Origin of the sequence: Micromonospora tulbaghiae (assembly GCF_900091605.1) — a bacterium.
Taxonomy (GTDB): domain Bacteria; phylum Actinomycetota; class Actinomycetes; order Mycobacteriales; family Micromonosporaceae; genus Micromonospora; species Micromonospora tulbaghiae.
This window is the reverse complement of record NZ_FMCQ01000002.1, coordinates 334,942-349,809: the sequence shown is the minus strand read 5'-3', so window position 1 is coordinate 349,809 and position 14,868 is coordinate 334,942. Positions and strand designations below refer to the sequence as shown.

The following is a 14,868-nucleotide window of genomic DNA, read 5'->3' as shown; positions in this document are numbered from 1 at the left end:
AGCAACACCATGAGCACGTACGACCTGCTGCTGACGAACGTCCGCGTGGTCCGGCACGACCGGCCCGAGCCCGAGCTGATGGACATCGGCGTCACCGACGGGCGGATCAGCCGCGTCGCCCCGCAGATCGACCGGGCGGAGGCCGCCCAGGTCGTCGACGGCGGCGGCCGGCTCGCCTTCCCCGGCGTGGTCGACGCCCACCAGCACTGGGGCATCTACAACCCGCTGAGCGAGGACGCCGTCTCGGAGAGCCGCGCGTCGGTGCAGGGCGGCGTCACCACGGCGCTGAACTACATGCGCACCGGGCAGTACTACCTCAACCGCGGCGGCCGCTACGCCGACTTCTTCCCCGAGGTCCTGGCCGCCACGGAGGGCCGCTCCTACATCGACTACGGCTTCCACCTGGCGCCGATGTCGCGGGAGCACATCGGCGAGGTGCCGTCGCTGGTCGAGGAGCACGGGGTCACCTCGTTCAAGATCTTCATGTTCTACGGCAGCCACGGCCTGCACGGCCGGTCCGCCGACCAGAACTCGTTCCTGATGATCCCGGAGGGCGAGCGGTACGACTACGCCCACTTCGAGTTCGTGATGCGAGGCGTCCAGGCGGCCCGGGAGCAGTTCCCCGAGCTGGCCGACGAGATCTCGCTGTCGCTGCACTGCGAGACCGCCGAGATCATGAGCGCCTACACCAAGCAGGTCGAGCAGGACGGCACGCTGCGCGGGCTGGAGGCGTACCACGCGTCGCGGCCGCCGCACTCCGAGGGACTGGCCGTGTCGATCGCGTCGTACCTGGCGCACGAGACCGGGCTCCCGAAGATCAACCTGCTGCATCTGACCTCGGAGAAGGCGGTCGACGCGGCGCTGCGGATGGCGCGGGCGTTCCCGCACATCGACTTCCGCCGCGAGGTGACCATCGGCCACCTGGTGGCCGACATCGACACCGCGCACGGCCTGGGCGGCAAGGTCAACCCGCCGCTGCGCCCGCGCGCCGACGTCGAGGCGCTCTGGGGGTACGTCCTGGACGGCAAGATCGACTGGGTGGTCAGCGACCACGCCTGCTGCAAGGACGAGGTCAAGTTCGGTGAGCCGCGCGACGACATCTTCGTCGCCAAGTCCGGGTTCGGCGGCGCCGAGTACCTGCTGCCCGGCCTGGTCACCGAGGGCAGCCGGCGCGGCCTGTCGTACCAGCGGGTGGCGGAGCTGACCTCGTGGAACCCGGCGCAGCGCTTCGGCCTGCGCAACAAGGGCGCGCTGGTGCAGGGGTACGACGCCGACATCTGCCTGGTCGACCCCGACTCGACCTGGACGGTGCGCGCGGAGGACTCCGAGTCGACCCAGGAGTACACGCCGTTCGAGGGCTTCGAGCTGACCGCCCGGGTCACCGACACCTTCGTCCGCGGGCAGCACGTGCTCGTCGACGGCAAGGTGACCGGCGAGCCGGCCGGCCGCTACCTCGCCCGCCCGCAGCGGTAGGGGGAACGACAGATGGCGGTGGCGCGCAGTTACCTGTACGTGCCGGGCGACCGGGCGGACCTGCTGGACAAGGCGGCCGGGCGGGGCGCGGACGCGCTCGTGCTCGACCTGGAGGACGCGGTCACACCCGCTCGCAAGGCGCAGGCCCGGGAGACGGTCGCCGGGTACCTGGGCGCCGCCGCGCCGTCCGGCCCCGCGCTGTGGGTGCGGATCAACAGCGACCAGGTCGAGGCGGACGTCGAGGTGCTCTCCCCCGCGGCGGCCGGGGTCTGGGTGCCGAAGGCCGAGCCGGAGCTGCTCGCCGAGGTCGACGCCGCGCTGACCCGGGTGCAGCGGCGGCTCGGCCCGGACGCCCCGGCGTTCCGGGTGGTCGCGCTGATCGAAACCGCCCGGGGTGTGCTCACCGCGCCGCAGGTGGCCACCGCGCCGCGCGTGCTGCGGCTCGGCCTCGGTGAGGCGGACCTCGCCGGTGAGCTGGGGTTGCAGCCGGGGGCGGACCGGGCGGAGTTCGCCCCGATCCGCTCCCAGGTCGTCGTCGCGTCGGCGGCCGCGGGCATCGCCCCCGCGGTGGGGCCGGTGGAGACGACGCTGCGCGACCCGGAACGGCTGGAGCGGACCACCCGGGCGCTGCTGCGGCAGGGCTTCCGGGCGCGCAGCGCCATCCACCCCGGGCAGGTCGCGACAATCAACGAGGTGTTCACCCCCACCGCGGAGGAGGTGGCCTCCGCCCGGGCCGTGCTGGCGGCGCTGGAGCAGGCCGAACGCGGCGGCTCCGGGGTGGCCACCGACGCCGACGGCCGCCTGCTGGACCGGGCGGTGGTGCGTGCCGCCACCGAGGTGGTACGCCGCGCCGAGGCGTCCGCCGGCTGACCCGTGACGCCGGGCCGGTGACCGTCGGCAGGTGCGACGCGTCCCGGTCCGGCACGGGTCAGGGCGTACCGAGGGTGGCGCGGGCGGCCAGGATGTGCGCCCGCATCACCGAGCCGGCCCAGGCCCGGTCGCGCGCCTCGAACGCGTCGATCAGCTCCCGGTGGTGCGACATGCTGCGCGCCATCGCCGCCTCGTCGTACCGGCGGAACGTGCGGTTCACCAGCGGCGTCTGCACCACCGCCCCGAGCAGCGCGCTCAACCGGCGGTTCCGCCCGGCGCCCAGGATGATCTCGTGGAACTGCGCGTTGCAGACCGCGATCCGGTCCGCCCGGTCCCGGCGCTGGCCGGCCGCGTAGCCCTCCATCTCGGCGCACAGCTCGCGCAGCCGGGCGATCTCCTCCGGCGTGATCCGGGTCGCGGCCAGCTCGGCGCCGTACCCCTCCAGCAGGGCGCGCAGCTCGAAGATCTCCTCCAGGTCCTGCTCCCGCCAGGCCGGCACGGTGGCGCCCCGGTTGGCCTCCCAGTCCACCAGGCCCTCGGCGTGCAGCCGGCGCAGCGCCTCCCGTACCGGGGTGCGGCTCACCCCCACCGCGGCGGCGAGATCCTCCTCGGAGAGCTTCTTCCCCGGCTCGTACGCCCCGCCGAGGATGCGCGTCTTGATCGACTCGTACGCCGACTGCGTGGCCCGGCCCATGCGTCCCCCTCTGTTCACCGATGGTGAACCTACATCGACGCGGTGGAACCACCGTTGACGGCGTACTCCGAGCCGGTCACCTGCCGGGCCCGGTCCCCGGCGAGGAACAGCACCACCTCGGCCACGTCCTCCGGCTCGTTCATCCGGCCCAGCGGCAGCCTGCGCAGCTCGTGCACCACGTGGTCGGCGGCGGCGGTGACGCCGATGCCCAGCCGGAGCGCGACCGACTCCAGGTAGGCGTCCATGGTCGCGGTACGGGTCGGGCCGGGCGCGACGGTGTTCACCCGCACACCCCGCGAGCCGTACTCCAGGGCCAGGCCCTTGGCGAGGCTGAGCAGCGCGGCCTTGCTGACCGCGTAGTCGATCATGTGCGGCTTCGGGTGCCGCGCGGCCTCGGAGCCGATGTTCACGACGCTGCCGCCGCCCCGCTCGACCATGAGCGGCACGAGCGCGCGGCACAGGCGCACGCAGGACATCACGTTGACGTCCCAGGTGCGCTGCCAGGCCGCGTCGTCGATGTCGGTGAACGCGTCCCGGTACGGCGCGAGCGCCACGTTGTTGACGAGCACGTCCGCGCCGCCGTACCGGCTGGTCACCTCCCGCACGACGGCGGCCACGCCGGCCGGGGTGCCCAGGTCGGCGGTGACCGCGGCCCCCGCGCAGGCGGACACGTCCAGGTCGGCGGAGATCACCTCGGCGCCCTCGCCGGCCAGCCGGTGGGCGACGGCGAGCCCGATCCCCGATCCGGCGCCGGTGACGACGGCGACCATGCCCCTCATCCGCTGCTCCCCTCGGTGCCGCCGCCGGCGAGCACCTCGTCGTTGTGCTCGCCGAGCGTCGGCGCGAGCCGGCCGGCCCGCAGCGGCGAGGCCGACATGGCGATCGGCGAGGCGATGCTGCGCAGCCGGCCGGCCACCGGATGCTCGACGATCGACACCAGGCCGGACCCGTCCCGCTCCTCCTCGCGCAGGATCTCCTCGTAGCCGGCCAGCGGCGCGCACGGCACGTCGATCGCCGACAGCTCAGCCAGCCACTCGGCTGTGGTACGCCGGCGCAGCACCTCGGCGACCACCCGGTAGAGCCCGTCGGCGTTGGCGATCCGCTTGCCGACCGTGTCGTAGTCGGGATGGCTCAGCAGGTCGGCGCGCCCGACCAGGGTGAGGAACCGTTCCCACTGCCGGCCCGTGTAGATCAGGACGCACAGGTGCCCGTCGGCGGTGGCGTACGGACGGCGGTTCGGCGCGGCGGTACGCGGGTAGAGCGGCGGCCCGGTCGGCGGGTCGAACGTCCAGCCGTCGAGCTGTTCGAGCAGCCCGAAGGCGACCATCGTGTCGAACATCGGCACCTCGACCCGCTGCCCCTCGCCGGTGGCGTCCCGGTGCCGCAGCGCGGCGAGCACGGCGGTGGACGCGGTCAGCCCGGTGATCTTGTCGGCGAGCGGCGTGACGACGTACCCGGGCTGCTCCTGGTTGACGCTCTGGAGCCGGGCGATCCCGGAGGCGCCCTGGATCACGTCGTCGTAGGCGGGCCGGTCGGCGTGCCGGCTGGTGCCCCGGAAACCCGGGATCGCGCAGTAGACGATCGCCGGGTGCAGCGCGCGCACGTCGTCGTAGGTGAGCGCGAGCCGGGCGGCCGCGGCCGGGCGCATGTTGTGCACCAGCACGTCCACGGCCGGCACGAGCCGGTCGAACGCGGCCCGGTCGGCGGGCGCCTTGAGGTCCAGCAGGACGCTCTTCTTGCCCCGGTTCATGTTGAGGAACACCGCCGCCATCCCCGGGGTGCGGGCGGCGCCGAGCTGGCGGGCGATGTCGCCGCCCGGCGGCTCCACCTTGATCACCTCGGCGCCCAGGTCGGCCAGCATCAGCGTGCAGTACGGACCGGAGAACGTGCTGGTCAGGTCCAGCACCCGCAGCCCGGACAGCGGCCCGGTCACGGGAACCCGCCGGCCCGGCTCAGCATGCCCGGCAGCTCGGCGCCGAACACCTCGCCCAGCCACCTGGCGTTGCCGATCGCCGCGTCCAGCGACACCCCGGTGGGTGTCCCGGAGCGTTCCAGCGCGTACACCACGTCCTCGGTGGCCACGTTGCCGGTGGCGGCCGGCGCGAACGGGCAGCCGCCGATGCCGCCGACGCTGGCGTCGATCGCCCGCGCACCGGCCCCGACGGCGGCCAGGACGTTCGCCAGCCCCAGGTTGCGGGTGTTGTGGAAGTGCCCGCGCAAGCTCGCGCCGGTGCGCCCGCGCACGGCGGTGAAGAGCCGCTCCACCTGGGACGGCACGGCCACGCCGATGGTGTCGGCGAGCGCCACCTCGTCCGGCGCCACCGGCGCCAGGTCGTCGACGACGCGCAGCACGCGCTCCGGCGGCGTCTCGCCCTCGAACGGGCAGCCGAACGCGGCCCCGACCGTGACCGACGTACGCAGCCCCTGCTCGCGTGCCCGGGGCAGCAGCCGCCGCACCTCCGCCACCGCCTCGGCGGTAGAGGTGCCCTGGTTGCGCCGGCAGAACGTGTCGGTGGCGACCACGACGAAGTTGACCTCGGTGACGCCGGCGGCGACCGCCCGGTCCAGGCCGCGCCCGTTCATCACCAGGCCGATCGAGGCCAGGCCCGGCTCGTCGCGGACCAGCGCCGTCAACGCGTCGGCGTCGGCGAGCTTCGGCACCTTCGCCGGGTTGACGAAGCTCGTCACCTCGACCCGCCGGCTGCCCGCCGCGACGGCCCGGCGCACCAGTTCGGCCTTCTGCGCGGTGGTCAGCTCCGCCGGGTGGTTCTGCAGGCCGTCGCGGGGGCCGACCTCGACGATCTCGACGTTCAAGACAGCGCCTTCAGTCCGGCCTGCGCGACCTCCATGTCCTGCGTGTAGTGGCCGCCGCTGACCCCGATGCCGCCGACCAGCACGTCGTCGACCTTCACCGGATAGCCGCCGCCGAAGGTCACCAGCCGGTCGATCGCGGGCGGCGCGCCCATCGCCAGCGGGCCGTCGTCCTTGATGAAGTCGTACCAGCCGTCGCTGCTGAGCCCGAAGCCGACAGCCGTGTACGCCTTGTCCTGCGCCAGCTGGACGCTCACCAGCGGCGCGCCGTCCATCCGCTCGTACGCCTTGAGCACGCCGCTCTCGTCGCACACCGCGACGGTGACCGCGAAGCCCATCTCCTCCGCTCGGGCGACGGCGGCGGCCACCATCGCCCGCGCGGCCTCCGCGGAGACCGAGCGCTTCTTCACCACGTACGGGTTCTTCGCCATGACTGCCTCCTCAGATCGCGCCGGCGGCGCGCAGTTCGGTGATCCGGTCGTCGGCCAGGCGCAGCACCTGGCGCAGGACCTCGTCGGTGTGCTCACCCAGCCGGGGGCCCACCGAACGCAGCCGGCCCGGGGTGCGGGACAGCCGGGGCGCGACGTTCTGCATCGGGAACGCGCCCATCTCCGGGTGGTCGAGTTCGACGATCGCCTCGCGCGCGGCGAAGTGCTCGTCGGCGAGCATCTCCCGGGCGGTGTAGACCGACCCGGCCGGTACGCCGCCCAGATGCAGCAGCCGCAGCAGCGCGGCCGGTTCGAACGTGACGGTCCACGCCGCGATCAGGTCGTCCAGTTCGGCCTGGTGCGCGCCGCGGGCGGCGTGGGTGGCGTACCGGGGGTCGTCTACCAGTTCCGGGCGGCCCATCACCGCCGCCAGGCGGCGGAACACCGTGTCCTGGTTCGCGGCGATCAGCACTGTGGCGCCGTCGCGCGTCGGGTACGCGTTGCTCGGCGCCACGTTGGGCAGGATCGAGCCGGTCCGCTCCCTGATGTAGCCGGTCAGCGCGTACTCCGGCACCAGCGACTCCATCAGGGCCAGCACCGACTCGTAGATCGCGCTGTCCACCACCTGCCCCTGGCCGGTGCTGCTCGCCACCCGCAACGCCATCATGGCGCCGAGCGCGGCGAACGTGCCGGCCAGCGAGTCGCCGAGGCTGACGCCGATGCGGCTCGGCGGCGTGGACGGGTCGCCGGTGACGTGCCGGATCCCGCCCATCGCCTCGCCGATCGAGCCGTAGCCGGCGCGGGACGCGTACGGGCCGTCCTGCCCGAACGCGGTGACCCGCACGACGACCAGCCGCGGGTTGATCCGGTGCAGCTCCTCCGGCGCGAGCCCCCAGCGTTCCAGCGTGCCCGGGCGGAAGTTCTCCACGAACACGTCGGCGCCGGCGAGCAGGTCGCGCATGAGCTGCTGCCCCTCGGGCATCCGCAGGTTGCAGGTGACCGACTTCTTGTTGCGGGCCACCACCGGGAACCACAGCGACTTGCCGTGCGGCTTCTCCCGCCCCCACTGCCGCATCGGGTCGCCGCCGTCCGGCTGCTCGACCTTGATCACCTCGGCGCCGAAGTCACCGAGCAGCTGCGCGCAGAACGGCCCGGCCAGCAGCACGCCGGCCTCCACCACCCGTACGCCGGTCAGCGGCCCGTCGGGAAAGCTGCCGGTCATCCGGCCGGCTCCGACAGTCCGAACATCTTCTCGATGCGCGCCTCGGCGAACCGGGAGACCGCGCCCGCCCGGGTCACCGACCGGACGCCCTCGATCTTCAGCAGCGCCGGGCGGACCAGCGAGCCCATGGTGACCGGCGCCGACGGGCAGGCCGCGCAGCGGCCGTGGAACGTCACCCGGGCGTCGCCGTCGGCGTCCACGTCGACGGTGACGCCGCCGCCGTGCGCCTCGACGAGCTGGCGCACCTTGCCGTCCAGGGCCCGGTCGGCGGCCTTCGCCGTCTTGTCAGCGCCCATCCTTGCGGCCCTTCTTCGCGGACTTCTTGCCGCTCTTGCCGTACAGCTCCTTCTTCTTGGCCTTCACGTCGATGCCGAGCACCCGGGCGAAGTTCAGGCCGAAGATCTTCTCCTTGATCTCGTCGGTCAGCTCCGGGTAGCCGTAGCCGTCCTGGAGGTCCTCCGGCATCTGCATCTCGGCGAACAGGTCGATGTACGCCTGCACCTTCGGCCAGACGAACGCCTCGGAGCCCCACAGCAGCCGGTCCGGGCCGACGTGCAGCAGGCACTTGCCGATGGCGTGCAGCGCGGCGCGGGGCGCGACCGGGTACTGGTTGATCCAGGCGGTGAGCGCGAGGTGGATGTTCTCGTACCGGGCGGCGATGTTGATCGTCTCGTTGATGAACGGCTCACCGAGGTGGTGCACGATGAACGTCATCTCGGGGAAGTCCTGCGCCGCGCGTTCCAGGTCGTACGGGGCCAGGTCGGCGATGTGCTGGGTGTTGAACGCCAGCCCCTTGTGGAACTGCACGTTCGTCACGCCGTGTTCGAGGGCGGTCTCCCACAGCGGGTACGCGACCTGCCGGTCGTCGATCTTCCAGGACAGGCCGCCCGAGTGCGCCTGGTAGAACTTGAAGCTGGTGGCGCCCCACTCCTCGATCTGCCGGATCATCTCGGTCACCGCGCCGTAGCGGCCGTGGGTGATCGGGTCGACGCCGCCGCAGAACAGCACCCGGTCCGGGTACGCCTCCTTGAGCTTGTAGTTGTTCTCCGCCGGCGAGAAGCCCAGCTTCCAGCCGCCGTGGCTGGGCACCGTCTGGGCCATCGCCATGTCGGTGTCGGACTCCTCGAACATCAGCCGGTACGCGTCCTCGACCGACAGCTCGCGGCCGGAGATGTCGTCGTACGGGTAGCCCGGGGCGGAGTACTTGCGGGCGTACTCGACGAGCGCGTTCGTCGACTTCTTGCCGCCGTGGTCGAAGTCGATGTTCTCGTCGGTGAGCTTGTACATGTGGATGGCGTTGTCGAGGACGAAGAAGCCGTTCTTCATGGGGTGGGGCGTCCCTTCGGGGTGGTGTCGTGCTCCAGGCGTTCGACGTGCCGGACCGCGAGCTGGCGGCGGCGCCGCACCGACCACGCGGCGACCGAGACGCCGGCGATGACGGCGAGGCCGTTGAAGACGCGCTCGATCCAGGTCGCGGCGCCGAGGTGTTGCAGGCCGGCGATGGTGAAGGTGATGAAGTACGCGGCGATCACCGTGCCGAGGATGTTGACCCGGCCGGGTCGCAGCGCGGCGGCGCCGAGGAAGGCGGCGGCGAAGGCGGGCAGCAGGAACTGCTCGCCGACGGTGGGCTGGGCCGAACCGATCCGCGAGGCCAGCAGCACCCCGGCGAGCGAGGCGAGCACTGCCGCGCCGACGAACGCCCGGATGGTGTAGCTGCGCACGTCGATGCCGGCCCGGGCGGCGCCGCGCAGGTTGCCGTCCATCGCGTAGAGCCGCTGCCCGAACGGTGTCCAGACGACGATGAACTCCAGCGCCAGCACCAGCACCACGAGGTAGATCAGCGGCAGCGGGACGCCGCCCAGGTCGCCGCGGGCGATCTCGGTGAACGCCGGCGGCACGTTCTGGTACAGCACCCGGCCGCCGGTGACCATGTAGAGCAGCCCCATCAGCAGGCTGCCCACCGCGAGCGTGGCGATGATGGAACTCATGCCGAACTTCAGCACCAGCAGGCTGTTGAGCAGGCCGACCGCGACACCGACGGCGAGCACGGCGACCAGGGCCAGCCAGATCGGCACGCCCTGCACCGCGATCAGCCAGATGCTCACGCCCTGCGCCAGGCCCAGCATCGGGCCGACCGACGCGTCCAGGTAGTGCGCCAGCAACGGCAGCGTGGCGGCCATCGCCACGATCACCGTCACGGTCTGGTTGACCAGGATCAGCCGGAAGTTGGTGGTGGTGAAGTACGTGTCCGGGGTGAGCACGGAGAAGACCGCGATCACCAGGACGAGCATGCCGAGCAGCCCGAACCGGCTCACCCCCTCGACCGCCCGCTCCCCGGCCCCGGCGCGGGACCGGTCGGCGCTCTGCTTGACGACCGCACGGCCGCGGCCCGGGGGCGTCTTCGTCGCGGCGGCGGTCATCGGACCGCCTCCCCCGCCGTGGCGAGCGTGCCGGCGACGATCAGCTGCACGCACCGTTCGACGTCGAGCCCTTCGGTGGGGCCGTGGTAGACGTTGCGGCCGCCCTTCATCACCAGCAGCCGGTCGGCCATCGACAGGATCTCCGGGATCCGGTGGCTGATCACGATGACCGCGTAGCCCCGGTCGCGCAGCCGGCGGATCAGGGCGTTGACGCCGTCGGACTCGGTGGTGCCGAGCGCCGCGGTCGGCTCGTCCATCACCATCACGCGCGGCTCGTTCTCGGTGACCAGCGCGCGGGCGATGGCGACCATCTGCCGCTGCCCGCCGGAGAGCCCCTCGACCAGCACGTTCATGTCGTGCAGGTCGATGCCCAGTTCCTCCAGCACCGCCCGGGTGCGTTCGCGCATCGCCCGCTTGCGCAGCACGGGCAGGCCGCGTACGCCGCCGGTCCACTCGCGACCGAGGAAGACGTTCTCGACGATGCTCAGGTTGTCGGAGAGCCCGAGATCCTGGTAGATCATCTCGATCCCGGCGGCGCGGGCCGCGCCGATGGTGTGCGGCGTCAGGTCCCGGCCGGCCACCCGCAGGTGGCCGGAGTCCGGTGCCAACGCGCCGCTGACCATGCTCATCAGCGTCGACTTGCCGGCGCCGTTGTCCCCGACGACGCCGAGGATCTCGCCCGGGCGCACGTCGAAGGAGACGTCGGTGACGGCGCGTACCCGGCCGTAGGACTTGCTGACGTCCACCGCCTCCAGCACCGGGGCGGCACTCATCGGGCCTCGCTCCACATCTTCTCGTAGCGCTCGGCGTAGTTCACGTAGCCGTTCCAGTCGACAGCGCCGTCCTTGGGGGCGTTCGTCTTGTCGAAGACCGTGGCCGGGATGCCCTGCTCGGCGTCGGGCAGCGCGGGCTGACCGGCGGCCAGCCGGCCCACCTGGTCGATGGCGGCGTAGGCGTTCCAGCCGCGGATGGCGCCGAAGTCGGCGAGCTGGTCACCGGCGGCCACGCTGCCCAGCCGCTCCGGCTCGGCGTTCTTCGACAGCACCTTGATGTCGTTGCGACCGGCGGCCCGGATGGCGGCGATGACGGACTCCACGCCGTTGCCGTACGGGGTGAGGATGTACTGCAGCTTGTCGCCGTGCTTCTGGATCAGCGAGGTGGTGATGTTCTGCATCTCGATCGGGTCGACCGCCTGCGCCAGCGTGCGCTCGCGGACCTCCAGCAGCTCGCAGCCGGTGCAGCCGGCGAGCACGCGCTTGCTGGCGTTGAGCGCCTCGACCAGGTGCGGGTAGCCGACGTCCCAGAGGAAGACGACCTTGGCTTTGCCGTTGGAGTCGGCGACGGCCTTCGCCGTGGCCAGCACCGCCTGGAACGTCTCCCGGCTGGACACGTGCGCGTCGTAGCCGACCGCGCCGCCCTCGGCGACGGCGGAGACGCCCACCACCGGGATCTTCGCCTTCTGCAGCTCGGCGATGCCGTCGGCGACCTGGTTCTCCGGGATGGCGACGGTGATGACGGCGGTGGGCTTGTTGGCGGCGGCGGTGGCCAGTGCCTTCTGGTAGCCCTCCGGGGTGCCCTGGCCGTCCAGGATCTCGGCGCTCCAGCCGAGCTTCTCGGCGATCGCGGTGGCCCGCTTGCCGACCTCCTCGCACGAGGTGCCGATCTTGCAGACGATGATGTTGAGCTTGCCGTTCGCCGGTGGCTTCACCGAGGTCGTCGGCCCGGACCACTCCTCGTAGACCTTGATCTTGTCGAGGGTGATGTCGGCTTCCTTGCCCTCGAAGTAGAGCATTCCGCCGGTGCCGGCGGCGATCAGCTTGCGGGCCGTCTCGGTGTACTCGTCGTTGACCGCGGCGGGCGTGTCGGAGGCCGCGCTGTCCTCACCCGATCCGCAGGCGGCGGTGGTGAGCAGGAGGGCGGCCACCCCGAACGCGGCGGCGGCGGCGCGGAGCCGGCGGGCTCCGGAAGTGTGTGTCACGGTGCTACTCCCTCAGTGGGTGGCAGGCGTCGAAGAGAAGCGAGTCGATGAGTCGGCGCAGGGAGGGGCGAAAACGAACCCGGCGCGTGACGGGCGCTTCGGGTTGCATGCAATCGCAGTCCAACACGATCAACATCGACAGTCAATAGTTCACAATGCCGAAACATAAGCCCTGTAAGAGAGCGCTTCACCAGCCCCCGAGGGAGGCGTATTCGCCCCGACCGGGCGGAGAAATTGTATTTTTCCGACCTGAAGCTTTCGGGGTACGCGTCAGCGGACGGGTGCCGCGGAACGCCCGATGCGCAGGACCGCCCGGCCGTGCTCGGTCATCATCGCCTCGGACCAGTCGGTGCTCTCGCCCCACTCGACCTCGACGTCGTCGACCTCCGGCGCCACCCGTCCGATCTCCCGGCGCACGCTCTGCTCGAAGAACGGCGTGTACATGCAGAACGGGCCGGTGGTGATCAGGTCGAGCGTCACCCGCAGCCGGCCGTCCGGCTCCCGCCGCGCCCGCACGTCGCGTACCAGCCCCATGTCGACGATGCCCACGCGCCGGCCGACGCCCAGCCCGCAGGGGTCGTAGACGGTGTTGCACGCGCTCAGCAGACGTGCCCGCAGGTCGGCCGCGGCCGGATCCACGCCGCTCACGCGGCCAGCCGTTCCCGGTGGCGCGCCCACGGCCGGGGCGCGTGCGCGAGATAGTCCTCGCGCCGCCGGGCCAGCTCGTCGTCGGCCACCGCCGCGCGCACCTTCGCCTCGTCCAGGCCGTGCAGGCGCAGGGCGTTGCCGCCCATCAGCTTGGCGAGCACGTCCGGGGTGAACTCCGGGAAACCCCAGCCGTCGACCAGGTCCCGGGGCATCTCGAAGCCCATCAGCGCGTCGATGATCGGCTGCGGGTGCGCGGACGGCACGCCGGTGGCGAACATGATGCGATCCGTGCCGCCGTGCATCATGAGCATGCCGACGATCTCGGCGAACCGGCGCGGTTTGCGCACGATCATGTTGGACACCGACTCGATCGTCGCCCAGATGTTCGGGTGCGTACGCAGTTGCAGCGCGCAGTCCTCCAGGAACGCCCAGCCGCTGTGCACCACCTCGAACGTCAGGCCCGGGAAGGCGATCGCCGCGCAGGTCACGTCGTCGACGTGGTTGAGCACCCGCGGTCCGGCCCCGGCGGGCACCGCCTTGTGCGCGCCGATGTGCGTGACGCCGAGGTCGAGCGCCTTCTGCAGGAACGGGAACGCCAGTTCGCGGTCGTCCAGCAGCATCAGCTTCGAGGAGTTCACCTCCGGGTCGATCAGCCCGTTGGTCGGATAGAACTTGAAGCCGTCGATGTCGTCCTCTTCGGCGCGCTGCTGCATCAGGTCCAGCTCGGCGGGGCCGCGCAGCGGATCCACCGGCGCGAACAGCAGCACCCGGTCCGGGTACCGCCGCTTCAGTTCGCGGCCCAGCTCGTACGGCGAGGCGCCGCCGTCGAAGAACCCGTCGATCTCCACGCCGTGGTAGATCATCACGTCGACGGCGCTCTCCACGAACACGATGTCCGCCAGTTCCTCGGCGGTCCAGCCGGCGGTGAACTCGTCCCGCGTCATCAGGTATCCGGGCGCCGGCGACTCGACCGAGGTGTGGCCGATGCGGTACAGCGCGTTCACCATGCCGTCGTACGCGGCCTGGGAGCAGTGCGGCGCCCGGTTTCCGGGCCGGAAGTCGTACCCGTGGACGACACCGTCCACCACGACCATCCCATTGATCATGTCAACTCCGTTCTCCTGTCGACGGGAGCGCGACGAGCGGTGGACGGGCGCGGCCGGTCACCCGCGCCGGCCGCCCGTCGCGGCAGTGCGCGGTATGTGATCGCGGCCACCATCGGCCCGAGAATGTACACAACATAGGGGCGCAGTCCGGAGCGGTCAAGACGGTCCCATCGTCGGCGCAGAGGGCCGACGTGCGCCACGACCGGCATCCCCACCTCGTGTTTTTCCCGATTTTCTAGACACGTCGGGTCGAATGACACCCGGCGACGAGCACGGCACGGACTGCTTCGCCGTGAATCCTTGACAGTGATTGCATACATTGCTTGACTCTCTCGCCATGACAGAGCAGGCAGCGGCAGTCCCTCGTCCCGGGGACGTCGAGCGCCGCCGGGACGAGGTCCCACCTCCCACCACCACACCGGTCCTCCAGGCGCGCGGCATCGCTCGCAGCTTCGGCGCCGTACGGGCACTGCGCGACGCGTCGCTGACCCTGCGGCGGGGCGAGGTCATGGCGCTGATGGGCGACAACGGCGCCGGCAAGTCGACGCTGGTGAAGACGCTCGCCGGCGTGGTCACGCCGGATCGCGGCGAGATCCTGGTCGACGGCGCACCCCGCCGGTTCGCCGGTCCCGCCGACGCGCTCGACGCCGGCATCGAGACCGTCTACCAGGACCTGTCGCTGATCGACTCGATGAGCGCGGCGGAGAACGTCTTCCTGGGCCGGGAGCCGCTGGGCCGCGGCCCGATGTCCCGGCTGCTGCGCCTGGTGGACCGCCGGGCGATGGCGGAGCGGACGCAGAAGGCCGTCGACCGCATCGGCGCCCGGCTGCCCTCGCTGTCCTCGCACGTGTCCTCGATGTCCGGCGGACAGCGCCAGGCGCTCGCCGTCGCGCGGGCCACCATGTGGGGCCGCAACATCGTGATGCTCGACGAGCCGACGGCGGCGCTGGGCGTCACCGAGTCCGGACACGTCCTGGAGATCATCACCGCGCTCAAACAGCAGGACATCGCCGTCCTGATGATCTCGCACAACCTCGAACACGTCTTCCGCGTCGCCGACCGGGTCACGGTCATGCGACAGGGACGCACCGTCGGCGAGCTGACCACAGCCGAGGCGTCCTCCGGCGACATCGTCGCGCTGATCACCGGTGCGGCGCCAGCCGCGGCGGCGACCGAGTCCTGACACCGGCCACACCGGCCGAAGCAAACCCGAGAGAA

Annotated in this window: 16 protein-coding genes; 3 read left to right on the top strand and 13 right to left on the bottom strand. The window is 71.8% G+C overall.

Annotated elements, in window-relative coordinates; genetic code table 11:
- Positions 1-9: 9 nt before the first annotated feature.
- Positions 10-1,473, top strand: coding sequence for a dihydroorotase (locus tag GA0070562_RS06640; RefSeq protein WP_091416978.1), 1,464 nt, complete (start codon positions 10-12; stop codon positions 1,471-1,473).
- 12 nt (positions 1,474-1,485) lie between these two features.
- Positions 1,486-2,343, top strand: a complete 858-nt coding sequence (locus tag GA0070562_RS06635) for an HpcH/HpaI aldolase/citrate lyase family protein (RefSeq protein ID WP_091416975.1) — start codon at positions 1,486-1,488, stop codon at positions 2,341-2,343.
- A 58-nt stretch (positions 2,344-2,401) separates the two neighbouring features.
- On the opposite strand, the gene GA0070562_RS06630 is transcribed toward GA0070562_RS06635, so the two are convergent.
- From GA0070562_RS06630 to GA0070562_RS06570, 13 genes are all read right to left on the bottom strand, one after another.
- The gene (locus GA0070562_RS06630) at positions 2,402-3,037 is read right to left on the bottom strand and encodes a GntR family transcriptional regulator (RefSeq protein WP_013286904.1); all 636 of its coding nucleotides are present in this window, start codon (positions 3,035-3,037) and stop codon (positions 2,402-2,404) included.
- A 29-nt stretch (positions 3,038-3,066) separates the two neighbouring features.
- Positions 3,067-3,816, bottom strand: coding sequence for an SDR family NAD(P)-dependent oxidoreductase (locus tag GA0070562_RS06625; RefSeq protein WP_091416970.1), 750 nt, complete (start codon positions 3,814-3,816; stop codon positions 3,067-3,069).
- On the bottom strand, positions 3,813-4,970 hold the full coding sequence (locus GA0070562_RS06620) for a CaiB/BaiF CoA transferase family protein (RefSeq protein ID WP_091416967.1): 1,158 nt from the start codon (positions 4,968-4,970) through the stop codon (positions 3,813-3,815). The genes GA0070562_RS06625 and GA0070562_RS06620 overlap by 4 nt, the downstream gene beginning before the upstream one ends.
- Complete coding sequence (locus tag GA0070562_RS06615) at positions 4,967-5,851, bottom strand: hydroxymethylglutaryl-CoA lyase (RefSeq protein ID WP_091416965.1); 885 nt, start codon at positions 5,849-5,851, stop codon at positions 4,967-4,969. The genes GA0070562_RS06620 and GA0070562_RS06615 overlap by 4 nt, the downstream gene beginning before the upstream one ends.
- Entirely contained in the window at positions 5,848-6,279 is a 432-nt protein-coding gene (locus tag GA0070562_RS06610; protein ID WP_091416962.1) for a GlcG/HbpS family heme-binding protein, read from the bottom strand. The genes GA0070562_RS06615 and GA0070562_RS06610 overlap by 4 nt, the downstream gene beginning before the upstream one ends.
- Positions 6,280-6,289: 10 nt before the next feature.
- The gene (locus GA0070562_RS06605; RefSeq protein ID WP_091416958.1) at positions 6,290-7,498 is read right to left on the bottom strand and encodes a CaiB/BaiF CoA transferase family protein; all 1,209 of its coding nucleotides are present in this window, start codon (positions 7,496-7,498) and stop codon (positions 6,290-6,292) included.
- The gene (locus GA0070562_RS06600; protein WP_052166116.1) at positions 7,495-7,794 is read right to left on the bottom strand and encodes a NifU family protein; all 300 of its coding nucleotides are present in this window, start codon (positions 7,792-7,794) and stop codon (positions 7,495-7,497) included. Before GA0070562_RS06600 ends, GA0070562_RS06605 begins: the two co-directional genes overlap by 4 nt.
- The gene (locus tag GA0070562_RS06595; RefSeq protein WP_091416954.1) at positions 7,784-8,824 is read right to left on the bottom strand and encodes an amidohydrolase family protein; all 1,041 of its coding nucleotides are present in this window, start codon (positions 8,822-8,824) and stop codon (positions 7,784-7,786) included. The genes GA0070562_RS06600 and GA0070562_RS06595 overlap by 11 nt, the downstream gene beginning before the upstream one ends.
- Positions 8,821-9,918, bottom strand: coding sequence for an ABC transporter permease (locus tag GA0070562_RS06590; RefSeq protein WP_091416950.1), 1,098 nt, complete (start codon positions 9,916-9,918; stop codon positions 8,821-8,823). Before GA0070562_RS06590 ends, GA0070562_RS06595 begins: the two co-directional genes overlap by 4 nt.
- Positions 9,915-10,691: an ATP-binding cassette domain-containing protein gene (locus tag GA0070562_RS06585; RefSeq protein WP_091416947.1), complete on the bottom strand. Its 777-nt coding sequence runs from the start codon at positions 10,689-10,691 to the stop codon at positions 9,915-9,917. Before GA0070562_RS06585 ends, GA0070562_RS06590 begins: the two co-directional genes overlap by 4 nt.
- Entirely contained in the window at positions 10,688-11,896 is a 1,209-nt protein-coding gene (locus GA0070562_RS06580) for a substrate-binding domain-containing protein (RefSeq protein WP_091416943.1), read from the bottom strand. Before GA0070562_RS06580 ends, GA0070562_RS06585 begins: the two co-directional genes overlap by 4 nt.
- Before the next feature lie 270 nt (positions 11,897-12,166).
- Entirely contained in the window at positions 12,167-12,544 is a 378-nt protein-coding gene (locus GA0070562_RS06575) for a metal-sulfur cluster assembly factor (protein WP_091416940.1), read from the bottom strand.
- Positions 12,541-13,650, bottom strand: a complete 1,110-nt coding sequence (locus tag GA0070562_RS06570; RefSeq protein WP_091416937.1) for an amidohydrolase family protein — start codon at positions 13,648-13,650, stop codon at positions 12,541-12,543. The genes GA0070562_RS06575 and GA0070562_RS06570 overlap by 4 nt, the downstream gene beginning before the upstream one ends.
- A 337-nt stretch (positions 13,651-13,987) precedes the next feature.
- On the opposite strand from GA0070562_RS06570, the gene GA0070562_RS06565 reads away from it, so the two are divergent.
- Positions 13,988-14,833: an ATP-binding cassette domain-containing protein gene (locus GA0070562_RS06565; protein WP_091416934.1), complete on the top strand. Its 846-nt coding sequence runs from the start codon at positions 13,988-13,990 to the stop codon at positions 14,831-14,833.
- The last annotated feature ends 35 nt before the right edge of the window (positions 14,834-14,868 follow it).

What these genes read in the sequence shown, in the direction of transcription:
- GA0070562_RS06635 (WP_091416975.1), top strand. Translation starts at nt 1,486, where the DNA reads ATGGCGGTGGCGCGCAGTTACCTGTACGTGCCGGGCGACCGGGCGGAC.
- GA0070562_RS06570 (WP_091416937.1), bottom strand. Translation starts at nt 13,650, where the DNA reads ATGATCAATGGGATGGTCGTGGTGGACGGTGTCGTCCACGGGTACGAC.
- GA0070562_RS06565 (WP_091416934.1), top strand. Translation starts at nt 13,988, where the DNA reads ATGACAGAGCAGGCAGCGGCAGTCCCTCGTCCCGGGGACGTCGAGCGC.
- GA0070562_RS06625 (WP_091416970.1), bottom strand. Translation starts at nt 3,816, where the DNA reads ATGAGGGGCATGGTCGCCGTCGTCACCGGCGCCGGATCGGGGATCGGG.
- GA0070562_RS06600 (WP_052166116.1), bottom strand. Translation starts at nt 7,794, where the DNA reads ATGGGCGCTGACAAGACGGCGAAGGCCGCCGACCGGGCCCTGGACGGC.
- GA0070562_RS06640 (WP_091416978.1), top strand. Translation starts at nt 10, where the DNA reads ATGAGCACGTACGACCTGCTGCTGACGAACGTCCGCGTGGTCCGGCAC.
- GA0070562_RS06585 (WP_091416947.1), bottom strand. Translation starts at nt 10,691, where the DNA reads ATGAGTGCCGCCCCGGTGCTGGAGGCGGTGGACGTCAGCAAGTCCTAC.
- GA0070562_RS06630 (WP_013286904.1), bottom strand. Translation starts at nt 3,037, where the DNA reads ATGGGCCGGGCCACGCAGTCGGCGTACGAGTCGATCAAGACGCGCATC.
- GA0070562_RS06610 (WP_091416962.1), bottom strand. Translation starts at nt 6,279, where the DNA reads ATGGCGAAGAACCCGTACGTGGTGAAGAAGCGCTCGGTCTCCGCGGAG.
- GA0070562_RS06605 (WP_091416958.1), bottom strand. Translation starts at nt 7,498, where the DNA reads ATGACCGGCAGCTTTCCCGACGGGCCGCTGACCGGCGTACGGGTGGTG.
- GA0070562_RS06595 (WP_091416954.1), bottom strand. Translation starts at nt 8,824, where the DNA reads ATGAAGAACGGCTTCTTCGTCCTCGACAACGCCATCCACATGTACAAG.
- GA0070562_RS06590 (WP_091416950.1), bottom strand. Translation starts at nt 9,918, where the DNA reads ATGACCGCCGCCGCGACGAAGACGCCCCCGGGCCGCGGCCGTGCGGTC.